Source organism: Paucisalibacillus globulus, from assembly GCF_900184735.1.
In the GTDB taxonomy this organism is placed as follows: Bacteria; Bacillota; Bacilli; order Bacillales; family Amphibacillaceae; genus Ornithinibacillus; species Ornithinibacillus globulus_B.
On sequence record NZ_LT855399.1, the window covers coordinates 170903 to 182412 of the forward strand.

The following is an 11510-nucleotide window of genomic DNA, read 5'->3' on the forward strand; positions in this document are numbered from 1 at the left end:
TATGAAAAATGTAACACTAGGAATTCAACATATTTTAGCAATGTATGCAGGTGCTATCTTAGTACCGCTTATTATCGGTGGATCGCTTGGTTTAACAGCAGAACAGCTTACTTATTTAGTTGCAATTGATATTTTAATGTGTGGGATTGCAACATTGTTACAAGTGGTTTCAAATCGATTCTTCGGAATTGGGTTACCTGTAGTGCTTGGTTGTACGTTCACTGCTGTTGGACCTATGATTGCTATTGGTGGGGAGTACGGCATTAATGCCATGTATGGTGCCATTATAGTTTCTGGGTTAATTGTTGTACTGATTAGTGGATTCTTCGGCAAACTTGTACGCTTCTTCCCTCCGATTGTGACGGGAACAGTTGTTACCATAATTGGTGTTACCTTAATTCCTGTTGCTATTAATGACCTTGGTGGTGGCCAAGGTGCAAGCGACTTTGGATCTTTAGCTAATATCGCATTAGGTTTTGGAACGTTGTTGTTTATTATTTTGTTATATCGTTTTTCTAAAGGTTTTATCCGCTCAATTTCTATTTTAATTGGATTAGTCATTGGTACAATTGCTGCAACCATTATGGGAAAGGTTGATTTCACTGCAGTAGGCGAGGCATCATATTTTCGTTTACCCGAATTATTTTACTTTGGAATGCCTACATTTGAATGGTCGGCCATTTTAACGTTGACACTGGTTGCAATGGTTTCTCTAGTAGAGTCAACAGGAGTATATTTCGCGTTAAGTGATATGACGGATAGAAAACTATCTGAACGTGATCTTTCCAAGGGATATCGAGCAGAAGGATTAGCGATTTTTATCGGTGGTTTTTTCAATGCCCTTCAATATACAGCTTTTTCACAAAACGTTGGATTAGTTCAGCTTACAGGGGTGAAAACGAGAAAGGTTGTTATGATTGCAGGAGGCATGCTAGTAGTATTAGGATTTATTCCTAAGATTGCTGCACTTACCACAATTATCCCAACTCCAGTATTAGGTGGAGCGTGTATTGCGATGTTCGGTATGGTTATTTCTCAAGGGATAAAAATGTTAAGCAAGGAAATTGGAAAGTCTAATGGGAACTCTATGATTGTTGCTTGTTCTGTTGGAATGGGATTGGGCGTTACAGTTGTTCCGGAATTATTTGCTCAGCTTCCTAATGGGATTCAAATTCTAACAAGCAATGGTATTGTAGCGGGAAGTCTTACTGCGATTGCATTAAATATTATCTTTAATATGCTACCATCTAAACAAACGGTTGCTATTTTGCAAGAGAAAGAAGCTTAACCTGAAGAATCGGTAACTTTAGAGGAGGAGGAGTAAATCATTCGTATTTACTCCTCCCTTGCTAATTACTAGAATATTTCTTGTAAAGACGTACTATTTTGACTATTTCTATTTCCAAAGCATACCTTGCATCATTCTTTTGTTATAATGAATGTATCATTTCATTTGGAGGTAACATGATGCCAAAAGTGTTAGTAAATGGGATTAAACTTTACTATGAGGATGCAGGAAATGGAGAAGTGATTATTTTTCTCCATGGATTAACTAGCAATCATCTGATGCTTAAACAAGAAATGGACTATTTGAAGGATCGATTTCGCGTGATTGGAATTGATTCTCGTGGACATGGAAAATCGGACAAGCCACTAGCTTATACACTAGATGACCATATCCAAGATGTGATCGCTTTTATGGATGAGTTCGGGATTGAAAAAGCAACGCTATTTGGTATGTCAATGGGTACCTATGTTGCTCAGGGTGTAGCAATTGCAATACCTGATCGCGTGAATAAGTTAATTCTAGTTTCTGGGAATTCACATGCAAAAGATTCATCCACTAGTTTATTAGGAAAACATGCAGACGAATTAAAAGGTCTTACCTTTGAAGAACAAATGGGTAAGTTAGCTTCACATATCTTCCATGATTTACAAACAGTTGGAAAATGGCTTCAAGGTATTCCAGGTGGATTAACTGGGGAGCAACAAGAAAGTGCAGCTAATGCCCTAGCAGAATTTGATTTTCGCCCAGAATTACATAAAGTAACTGCCAAAACATTAGTCATCAATGGGAGACATGATGGGCTAAATCCACCAGAAGATGGTAGAGAGATTGCAGAGCATATACCAAACGCCCAGTTTGTCATCTTTGAAAATTCAGGACACGCTCCAAACGTGGAGGAAAAAGAAGCATTTATTGAATTAATAGATTTATTTTTAGAGTAAGATAACCTTAAGCTAACCACAGTGTGATTTGTTGCTGTGGTTTTTTCTTTTGATTAATTATCTATTCTTTATTTCAAGCTTAATTTTAGGTGCAAATGAGGAATAGAGAGCTGCTTTACTGCATTTCAAACACAATTCCAGGTCAAAACAAACAACAAAAAAAACAACCCTATTCCCTTCAATCTATTAGAAGGTGAATAGGGTTGTTTTTAATTGATTCAATATTTATCTCACTAAGTTCTTACCTTACTTAGCGGAAAGTTTCAATTTATTATAAGCACCGTGCATGACAGGTCCTACATAATCATTAAGTTTCCAACCATGTTCAATTGCAGCGGAAACAAATTTCTTCGCATGGATTACAGCGTCTTTTACAGACTCACCGTTTGCTAGGTTTGCAGTGATTGCGGCTGCGAATGTGCATCCTGCACCATGATTGTAAGTTGTATCTATCTTGTCACTTTCAAGTAGTGTAAAGTCTTTACCATCATAGAATAAGTCAACTGCTTTTTCATGTTGAATAGCTCGTCCGCCTTTTATAACAACATTCTTCGCGCCTAATTCATGGATTTTTACAGCTGCTTCTTTCATATCCTTAATTGTTTTAATTGGGCCAGAAGTCTGTGCGAGTTGCCAAGCTTCAAAAAGGTTTGGTGTTGTTACTAGGGATAACGGAAGCAATACTTCTCGCATTGCATCTGTATTCTCAGGTAATAGTAATTCATCTTCCCCTTTACATACCATGACAGGGTCTAGTACATATTTATCAATGTTATGTTCTCTAATTTTCTTTGCACCAAGTTCGATAACGTCAACAGTTCCAAGCATACCAGACTTCATTGCATCGATGCCAACGGAAAGTGCAGTCTCCAACTGTTTCTCCACTACGCCAACATCAATCGTTGTAACATCATGATTCCACCCATTCGGATTCATGGTCACGATAGAAGTAAGTGCATTCATACCATATACGCCATGCTCCTGGAATGTTTTTAGGTCTGCCTGGATTCCTGCTCCGCCACTAGTATCTGATCCTGCTAGGGTTAATGCCTTTTTCATTGTCATGTATAATACCCCCTAAAATAATTCCTACTCGTTAACTAGGATAAATCATTTTTTTTACAAAATAAAGAATAAAAGCTTCGATGGTTATGATTCCCCTAACAAAATACTTTATCAAAAGTATAAGAGCTTGTACAATAGTAATAATAGAAGATACTGAAGAAAAAGTGATCGCCTCCATGTTATAGCAGATAAAGCATTGGAGGCTATTTTTAAAATGATGGGGGTATGATGGATGGCAACAATTGATGACTTTATGAAGCTTGATTTGCGTATTGGCACTGTTGTGAAAGCAGAAGATTTCAAAGAAGCACGAAAGCCAGCTATAAAATTGGAGATTGACTTTGGTGAATTGGGTGTGAAGCAATCATCGGCACAAATCACAAAGCGCTATAATCCGGAAAAAGTGATTGGCCGTCAAGTGGTAGCAGTAGTCAATTTTCCACCAAGAAGAATTGCTGGATATAAATCGGAGGTACTTGTCCTTGGAGGCATGCCAGGAGAAGACGATGTTGTGTTACTAAGCCCAGATGAAATTGTTGAGAATGGGACAAAAATATCATAGTAATCAGCGGACAATTTTGTAGTTCCTGTTTTGGACAAAGGAGATTCTAAGATGCCAAAAAACTCAGAACGATTTATTACAGCTTTTAATCGAATCGACAAAGCAATGGATACTGAACTAAATAATAGTAGGGGCATTGGGTTTTCAAAATCGGTTCGAATCCTAACGAAATACAATGCAGTAGTTCGCCGGTATAAAGATGAGTTATTAGAGTTTGCAGAGCTACGAAATGCCATTGTACATAATCGTATTGATACTGGAGTTGTAATAGCGGAGCCACATGATTCGATTGTGGAGCAAATTGAACAGATTGAGAGGGAGATTACAAGTCCTCAGCTTGTCATTCCTTCGTTTGAGAAGAAGGTACAGCGATTTGATTTAAAAGATTCACTCTCTAATCTATTAGATGCAATACATGAAAAAGGGTACTCTAAATTCCCTGTTTATAATGGTAATGAATTTGCCGGGCTAATAACCGAAAGTGGTATTACCAAGTGGCTTGCAAAACATAAAGATACCACTATTCGAGAGACAACGATTGAAGAAATTATGCCTTACCAAAAAGATAATAATCACCAAATTATCTCCAAAGACACTTCTATCTACCAAGCCGTAGAGATTTTCAAGGAGAAAATTGGTGAAGGTAATCGCATAGATGCATTGCTCATTACTGGAAATGGTGAGAAAGATGATCAATTGCTTGGGATTATCACAGCCTGGGATATCATGGGGATAAAATAGTAATAGAAGTTCAAACGTTACCAGAGACAGACGTTTGAACTTCTTTTTAAGTTAGACAGTTTTCTAAAAGATTGTTGCTTTTTGTTAGCTTAGTCTAATAAATAGTAGGTAGAAACTGTGCGGTAACATAAAAATTTTGGTTCGCCTAAACCAAAGAACCATGCGCCCGCCCCGAAGTACCAAGTGCCCGAAAATCCAAAGCATGTGCCCGCCCCAGAGAACCATGTGCCTGAAAATCCAAAGCATGTGCCCGCCCCAACGAACCATGTGCTCGAAAACCCAGAACATGCGCCCGCCCCAGGGAACTGTGTAAGTTAAAAATTACCGCACAGTTTCTATCAAATACAACTAACTGCATGAAAACAGTCTCTAGTTATGTACTAGCCTTAAATTCAAATTTCACTTCATCAACGAATTCTCCAGCTTTATAGGTTCTTTCCATAAAAAGCACATTATCATGACGGTCTATAGTTAACACGGTTGAGCAACGCGTCCCGTAATCTGGGAGGTTTATAAATAGGGAGGAAAGTTTTTTTTCTAGTGTTAACCCGATGCCAGTATCAGGTAGAGACTCCTCAGGTGCTTCTTCTGTATCAGCAAGAATAGAAAACAGTGTATTCGGATCAACATGATCTGTGTTTTTAACATAGCTCTGTAATCGCTGCTTGCCAGTTTCGACTTTTGGCCATGGTGTATCGAGAAAATGATTACTTAGGCCATGTGTTCCAGGTTCAAGTTTTGTTACAGTATCGTTAATATTATTATAATAGAACAGCTCGTCTGGACTTCCTAAGAGTACATTAAAACCAACATAATTAGCTTTTCTTCTACTTAGCGATTGTAAAAAGCTATCTGCAGTTTCCCCTTGAGCTAAATAATTCGTGACTATTTCTCCGCGTGAATGTTTACCAGGTTTCATATGGGCGGGATCACGATAATTCGTTAACGCTCCAACTTTGCCACTTTTTGTAATTCCAAGCCATGTCCCCATTTGTTCTAAGTCCCTACCAGCTAAGATGTTCGGATAATCTTGCCAGAAGTTAGCCTGTGCGGTGGGACGATTGTATGCTTCATCTCGGTTTGCAGCTAGGATTAATTTATAATTTGTATGTTCGTGTAAATGAAAAAGAATTAAGCACATAAGTATAATCGATCCCCTTTTTTACTCATTATAAAGCGTTTTAATTCAAAAAGCATTAAAAGGTACTTTGATAAATGGAGCTAAATGATTCGTATACCGAAGTATTTTTTGCTATAATTGGACCCTATCCTGGAATTTATCATTCCTAGTACGTAATGGACATAAAATATTGTTCTTGTGGTATCAATAAAGAAGAGTAATTAGAGAAAGAAGGATATAAACATGGTGCATCATCATGAAGTTCAGCCGACTGAACCAATACGTAAAGTTCCGCTTATCATTGTACTACTAACTGGAGCTTTCGTCACAATATTAAATCAAACTCTGTTAGTAACCGCGTTACCTGTTATTAAAGCGGATTTTCAGATAGATGATTCTACTGTTCAATGGTTGCAATCCATCTTTCTATTAGTGAACGGAATTATGATTCCTATTACTGCTTTTTTAATTGCACGATTCACTACGAGAGGATTATTTCTGTTTGCAATGGGATCATTTGCTATCGGTACACTACTCTGTGCGATTGCTCCTGAATTCTTCACGTTGCTAATGGGGAGAGTACTTCAGGCTGCGGGAGCTGGAGTTATGATGCCTCTAATGCAAACCGTAATGTTTTTAATCTTTCCTGTAGAAAAAAGAGGTTCTGCGATGGGGCTATTTGGGCTAATTATCGCCTTTGCTCCAGCAATAGGACCAACTCTGTCAGGTTACATCGTGGAACATTATCCTTGGAGATGGTTATTTTACATCGTGTTACCGATTGCTGTAATTGACATCATTCTAGCTTATTTTGTATTAAAGAATGTAACTAAACAAACATTTCCCAAATTGGATATCCTTTCGATTATCTTATCAACATTAGGTTTCGGTGGTATATTATTTGCGTTCAGTACGGCTGGTTCTGCAGGTTGGGTAAGTATGGAAGTTATTCTTTCCATGGTCGTTGGTTTAGCTACACTTACTTGGTTTATCTTGAGACAACTTAAGATTAAACAACCGATACTCGAGTTTCGGATATTTAAGGATAAAGTATTTACGTTAACTACTGCTCTTGGAATGACGGTGTTTCTTGCGATGATTGGTGGGGCTGTTATATTACCGCTCCTGATGCAAGATATGTTGGGATTCTCCCCGATGCAATCAGGCTTAGCTATATTACCAGGTGCAATTATTATGGGGATAATGAACCCAATTACTGGTCGACTCTTTGATAAGTTCGGCGCAAAGTGGCTATCCCTTATCGGGTTAATTCTTGTAACGGCTACAACATTCTTGTTTGCCATCTTAACAACGGAGACGACATTTACTTATATTGCAACCGTTAATGCCTTTCGCTTGTTAGGAGTGGCAATGGTGATGATGCCAGTTACCACAGCTGGACTTAACCAACTATCACCAGAAATGTTACCACATGGTACGGCCATGAATAACACGTTCAGACAGGTTGCTGGTGCAATTGGTACGGCACTCCTTGTTACCATTATGACAACAACTTCAATCCCTGAAGAAGGATTGAGTGGAGCAATACATGGTGTCAATATGGCATTCTCAGTAGCAGGAATTACCGCTGTTATTGGGTTGGTAATCACATTCTTTATTAAATATGATGATCCGCGTAGAGCTAGAAGATAAGAGAGAAGCACTGAATTTTTTTCAGTGCTTCTTCTTTTTAAAAAAGGGAAAAGACATCACCATATCGAAATATAATGTATGAGGGGGGATGAGATTGTTAAAACGACCAGAGAAATTAAAAAGAGGAGATAAAGTCGCCACTATTAGTTTGTCGTGGGGTGGGGCAGGAGACCCTGATTTAAGATGGCGGTATGAACAAGGAATTGCTCGTTTACGAGAAAATTTTGGCCTTGAAGTAGTGGCAATGCCTAACAGTTTAAAGGGTTCTGATATTCTCTATCAAAACCCCGAAGCTAGAGCAAAGGATTTAATGGAGGCATTTATTGATCCCAGTATTAAAGCTATTTTTTCTAATATAGGTGGGGATGATAGTATTCGTTTATTGCCATATATCGATTTTGATGTCATTCGTAAAAACCCTAAGATCTTCATGGGATTTTCGGATACGACAATCACGCATTTAATATGTCTAAAAGCAGGTGTTTCATCCTTTTATGGACCAGCTATCTTAACAGATTTTGCAGAGAATGGAGCAATGCATGAATACACTGTTCATGCGATTGAAAGAACCTTGTTTTCTAATCAATTAATAGGAAACATAGAATCAGCAACTGAGTGGACAAGTGAATTTATCGCTTGGGAAGAGTCTAATAAAGACCGAATACGTACTATGAACCCTAATGCTGGTTATGAGGTACTTCAGGGAAAAGGTCGTACTCAAGGACATTTAATAGGTGGATGTATAGAAGTGCTCGAAATGGCGAAAGGAACGAATATTTGGCCAGAAGCGAATATATTTGAAAATAGCATTCTTTTCTTTGAAACATCAGAAGATACACCAGAACCAAGTATGGTCCGGTATTGGCTTCGTAACTACGGGGCACAAGGAATATTAGGGAAAGTAAATGGAATCATTTTTGGTAAGCCAATTCATGAAAAATATTATGAAGAATACAAGAAAGAAATTAGCATGGTGCTCACTGAATATCAACTTGAGAACCTGCCACTCTTATATAATATGAACTTCGGCCATACAGAGCCTAAATGTATATTACCTTATGGGAGAATGGCTGAAATTAATTGTGATGAGAAGACTTTTTCAATTATTGATCATGCGGTGGAATAGTTTCCAAACTGTCCAACATAGTTATGAAGTATTAGGTATTTAAAAAATAAAGGAGAATTGCCGATGAGGATCTTAGTTGTAGGTGCCAGTGGAACTATTGGTAGTGAAATATGTAAAGCACTTAAACATCATGAAATTATACGGGCAGGGCGTAACGGATTAGATGTTACCGTGGATAATACATCAGTGGAAAGCATCAAGCAAATGTATGAGAAAGTTGGAAAAGTAGATGCTGTGGTAAATGCAGCCGGTGGAGCAAACTTTGCTTCGGTATCGGAATTAACTCCTGAATTAAATGAGCGAGGAATAGAAAGTAAACTAAAAGGCCAAATAAACTTAGTGTTACTAGGCTTAGATTATGTTAATGATGGTGGTAGCTTTACATTAACAACAGGTGTCATGATGGATGATCCAATCCGAATGGGAGCATCAGCTGCAATGGCTAATGGTGGTGTGAAATCATTTGTAAAAGCAGCATCAATCGAGATGCCTAGAGGAATCCGAATCAATAGTGTGAGCCCAACCATAGTACAAGAATCCTTCGCTAGATTGGAAGAATACTTCGTAGGCTTTTCACCAGTTCCAGCTAGTCGTGTGGCGCTAGCCTTTCAGAAGAGTGTGGAAGGAGCACAAACTGGGCAGAATTATGAGATATACTAGAATGATAGGATTAAGAACGACGTCAAGGCAGAGTAGATTGCATTGACGTCTTTTTGCTTGAGGGAGGATTGTGCACATACGGATGAATCATGCGACCGCGAGCAGGGAGCATGAGCCCGAAGAAGAGAACCATGCGCCCCTGAGCGAAGAGCATAGCCCCGAGAAAGCAAAGTATGTGCCCAAACAGGAGGAGTATGAGCCCGAAGAAGAGAACCATGTGCCCAAGCGCAGTGAGCATGACCCCGAGGAAGCAAAGCATGTACCCACGCTCGGGGATCATGAGCCCAAAGAAGAGAACCATGTTCCCAATCCCAGTCTATGAACCATTCCCATCATACCTCCCATCAATCTATGATAAACTTAAATTAAGAAAGGTGGAGATAACATGGATGTTTTCAAAGCTATTCAAGATCGTCGTGAGATTACTAAGTTTGAGAGTAAGCCAATTCCTGAAGTTATATTAGATAAGGTTGTGGATGCTGGTCTTTTTGCACCTACAGGAAATAATCTTCCATCAAAGAATATGATCGTGGTAGAAGATAGGGATATGTTAAACAAGTTAGCGGAAACAACTCCTTATATGAAATGGTTAAAGGAAGCACAGGCTGGTATTGTGGTGACTGGGAAACCGGATGTGAGTAAGTATTGGTTACAGGATGCTTCATTTGCCTGTGCTTTCATTTGGTTAGAAGCGGTTGAGGTAGGACTTGGTTCTGCATTTGGTGCGGTTTACCATTCTGAAGATGTTGAGGAGTCTAAGAAGCGAGAGGGATATGTTAGAGAACTCATAAACCTTCCAAAAGAGCAACGAGTTGTTGCAGTGCTTGGGCTCGGATATCCGGCAATGACACCACGCCCGAAAAAACATGTTCCGAGAGAAGAAGTTATCTTTTATGAAAAGTTTGGAAAACAATCAAAATAGGAGAGTATGATGTTAAAAGCCATTATCTTTGATTTGGATGATACACTGTTAAATGACAGGAAAAGTATTCAGGAGGCGTTTAAGGCAACTTGTGAAATAGCTGCTGAGAAGCACACTATTAATCCTGCCTTGTTAGAGGAACAAGTAAGAAGGCATGCAAGAAAGCTTTATTCTTCCTATAAGACATATAATTTTACGCAAGAGATTGGTATCAATGCCTTTGAAGGGTTATGGGGTACCTTTGATGATGGAGAGGCATTCCAAGCTCTACATGATATTGCTTTAACATATCAAGAGAATACATGGCAAGAAGGATTACATGCTCTACAGATAGAAGACGCGGGGCTAGCTGTAGAGTTAGCAGAAGCATTCCCGATTTTTAGAAAAAAGCTTCCTTTCGTATTTGATGATACCTTTCATGTTTTACAAGAGCTTAAAAAGGACTATCAATTATTAATGCTAACGAACGGATCCCCTTCTTTACAACATACAAAGCTTGAAATTACCTCTGAGTTAGTTGCTTATTTTGATGATATTCTTATATCTGGGGATTTTGGAATTGGAAAGCCGGATCCTTCGATTTTTCAGTATATATTAGAACGGAACAACTTGGCGAAGGAACAAGCGATAATGGTAGGAGATAATTTGAATACGGATATTCTAGGTTCTAACCGTATTGGAATGAAAAATGTTTGGGTCAATCGTAACCAGATGGAAATAAAGGATATTCAACCAACCTATGAGATTAAACAATTGGGAGAACTTCTTCCAATTATAAAGAAAATCTAGCATGGAATCATGCTAGATTTTTTCTATTATTATCCTAAATAGCTTTTCGTAAACCACGAAAAATTGCCAAACCTAAAATAGCAACAAGACCACATAATACCAATACATCAGTATTCGTATTCCCTAAGCTTTTCACCATACCGGAAATCCTATGCAAAAATGGTTCAGGTATATAATCCACCCTGTCCTCCGAATAGGTTATATGCTTAATGGAATTCCCACCAATAGTAGGTTCCCATCCATACTCGCCATTGGAAAGGGAAATGGTAATCACATCCCCAATGGCAAGATCGACACTTGTTCCACCAACATATTCACTAGCATCCCAAGATGGGATATAGTGGTAAAATAGTTCTACTGTATTATTCTCCTCCAGTTCGGTCGGAGCTTTTATTACGTCTGAAATTTCTAAGGTCACTTTTCTTATTTGTTGAGGGTGCTTATTATTATCAGTTACATCTTTGTGTAAAACATCTGACGTTACTTTACCGGAAATCTGATAGGGTGCTTGTGCATTTCTCTTTTCGACCTCTACAGGATCCATAGCAGCAAAAACTGTACTGGAAATCGTACAGACTAGGACAATATAAATGAAAATAAAAACTACTTTATAAAACCGTTGACCTTTCATAGTATTCCCTCT

At 38.5% G+C, this 11510-nt stretch carries 12 protein-coding genes; 9 read left to right on the forward strand and 3 right to left on the reverse strand.

The genetic code is table 11. The annotated features are described in order from the left end of the window. Position 1: 1 nt before the first annotated feature. Both BN999_RS17490 and BN999_RS17495 read left to right on the forward strand, forming a co-directional pair. Positions 2 to 1288: a nucleobase:cation symporter-2 family protein gene (locus BN999_RS17490; RefSeq protein WP_096273555.1), complete on the forward strand. Its 1287-nt coding sequence runs from the start codon at positions 2 to 4 to the stop codon at positions 1286 to 1288. Between the two features lie 179 nt (positions 1289 to 1467). Beyond that, positions 1468 to 2229 (forward strand): alpha/beta fold hydrolase, encoded by a 762-nt coding sequence (locus BN999_RS17495; protein WP_096273557.1) that lies wholly within the window; start codon positions 1468 to 1470, stop codon positions 2227 to 2229. Positions 2230 to 2475: 246 nt separating this feature from the next. On the opposite strand, the gene pdxK is transcribed toward BN999_RS17495, so the two are convergent. Further along, positions 2476 to 3294, reverse strand: a complete 819-nt coding sequence (gene pdxK / locus BN999_RS17500) for a pyridoxine/pyridoxal/pyridoxamine kinase (RefSeq protein WP_096273559.1) — start codon at positions 3292 to 3294, stop codon at positions 2476 to 2478. A 232-nt stretch (positions 3295 to 3526) separates the two neighbouring features. Between pdxK and csaA the strand changes: the two genes are divergently transcribed. Next, on the forward strand, positions 3527 to 3856 hold the full coding sequence (csaA, locus tag BN999_RS17505; RefSeq protein WP_096273561.1) for a chaperone CsaA: 330 nt from the start codon (positions 3527 to 3529) through the stop codon (positions 3854 to 3856). A gap of 51 nt (positions 3857 to 3907) precedes the next feature. Next, a complete protein-coding gene (locus tag BN999_RS17510) occupies positions 3908 to 4597 on the forward strand; it encodes a CBS domain-containing protein (protein WP_096273563.1) in 690 nt (229 codons plus the stop codon). Positions 4598 to 4970: 373 nt separating this feature from the next. Here BN999_RS17510 and BN999_RS17515 read toward each other — a convergent pair whose 3' ends face one another. Further along, positions 4971 to 5738 carry an NRDE family protein gene (locus BN999_RS17515; RefSeq protein ID WP_096273565.1) on the reverse strand — a complete coding sequence of 256 codons (768 nt, stop codon included), beginning with the start codon at positions 5736 to 5738 and terminating at the stop codon, positions 4971 to 4973. A 222-nt stretch (positions 5739 to 5960) separates the two neighbouring features. Here BN999_RS17515 and BN999_RS17520 point away from each other — a divergent pair, with 222 nt between their 5' ends. The 5 genes from BN999_RS17520 to BN999_RS17545 all read left to right on the forward strand — a co-directional run bounded on the left by BN999_RS17520 (position 5961) and on the right by BN999_RS17545 (position 10867). After that, on the forward strand, positions 5961 to 7370 hold the full coding sequence (locus BN999_RS17520; protein WP_096273567.1) for a DHA2 family efflux MFS transporter permease subunit: 1410 nt from the start codon (positions 5961 to 5963) through the stop codon (positions 7368 to 7370). Between the two features lie 88 nt (positions 7371 to 7458). Next, a complete protein-coding gene (locus BN999_RS17525) occupies positions 7459 to 8496 on the forward strand; it encodes a S66 family peptidase (protein WP_373453639.1) in 1038 nt (345 codons plus the stop codon). A gap of 63 nt (positions 8497 to 8559) precedes the next feature. Then, a complete protein-coding gene (locus BN999_RS17530; RefSeq protein ID WP_096273570.1) occupies positions 8560 to 9156 on the forward strand; it encodes a short chain dehydrogenase in 597 nt (198 codons plus the stop codon). Positions 9157 to 9541: 385 nt separating this feature from the next. Continuing rightward, positions 9542 to 10078, forward strand: a complete 537-nt coding sequence (locus BN999_RS17540; protein ID WP_096273574.1) for a nitroreductase family protein — start codon at positions 9542 to 9544, stop codon at positions 10076 to 10078. Positions 10079 to 10087: 9 nt separating this feature from the next. Next, on the forward strand, positions 10088 to 10867 hold the full coding sequence (locus BN999_RS17545; RefSeq protein WP_096273576.1) for an HAD family hydrolase: 780 nt from the start codon (positions 10088 to 10090) through the stop codon (positions 10865 to 10867). Positions 10868 to 10901: 34 nt separating this feature from the next. Here the strand turns inward: BN999_RS17545 and BN999_RS17550 are convergent, their stop codons facing one another. Next, on the reverse strand, positions 10902 to 11498 hold the full coding sequence (locus BN999_RS17550) for a hypothetical protein (protein WP_096273578.1): 597 nt from the start codon (positions 11496 to 11498) through the stop codon (positions 10902 to 10904). Between the last annotated feature and the right edge of the window lie 12 nt (positions 11499 to 11510).

What these genes read in the sequence shown, in the direction of transcription:
- BN999_RS17520 (WP_096273567.1), top strand. Translation starts at nt 5,961, where the DNA reads ATGGTGCATCATCATGAAGTTCAGCCGACTGAACCAATACGTAAAGTT.
- BN999_RS17495 (WP_096273557.1), top strand. Translation starts at nt 1,468, where the DNA reads ATGCCAAAAGTGTTAGTAAATGGGATTAAACTTTACTATGAGGATGCA.
- BN999_RS17515 (WP_096273565.1), bottom strand. Translation starts at nt 5,738, where the DNA reads ATGTGCTTAATTCTTTTTCATTTACACGAACATACAAATTATAAATTA.
- csaA (WP_096273561.1), top strand. Translation starts at nt 3,527, where the DNA reads ATGGCAACAATTGATGACTTTATGAAGCTTGATTTGCGTATTGGCACT.
- pdxK (WP_096273559.1), bottom strand. Translation starts at nt 3,294, where the DNA reads ATGACAATGAAAAAGGCATTAACCCTAGCAGGATCAGATACTAGTGGC.
- BN999_RS17525 (WP_373453639.1), top strand. Translation starts at nt 7,459, where the DNA reads ATGAGATTGTTAAAACGACCAGAGAAATTAAAAAGAGGAGATAAAGTC.
- BN999_RS17530 (WP_096273570.1), top strand. Translation starts at nt 8,560, where the DNA reads ATGAGGATCTTAGTTGTAGGTGCCAGTGGAACTATTGGTAGTGAAATA.
- BN999_RS17545 (WP_096273576.1), top strand. Translation starts at nt 10,088, where the DNA reads ATGTTAAAAGCCATTATCTTTGATTTGGATGATACACTGTTAAATGAC.
- BN999_RS17540 (WP_096273574.1), top strand. Translation starts at nt 9,542, where the DNA reads ATGGATGTTTTCAAAGCTATTCAAGATCGTCGTGAGATTACTAAGTTT.
- BN999_RS17510 (WP_096273563.1), top strand. Translation starts at nt 3,908, where the DNA reads ATGCCAAAAAACTCAGAACGATTTATTACAGCTTTTAATCGAATCGAC.
- BN999_RS17490 (WP_096273555.1), top strand. Translation starts at nt 2, where the DNA reads ATGAAAAATGTAACACTAGGAATTCAACATATTTTAGCAATGTATGCA.
- BN999_RS17550 (WP_096273578.1), bottom strand. Translation starts at nt 11,498, where the DNA reads ATGAAAGGTCAACGGTTTTATAAAGTAGTTTTTATTTTCATTTATATT.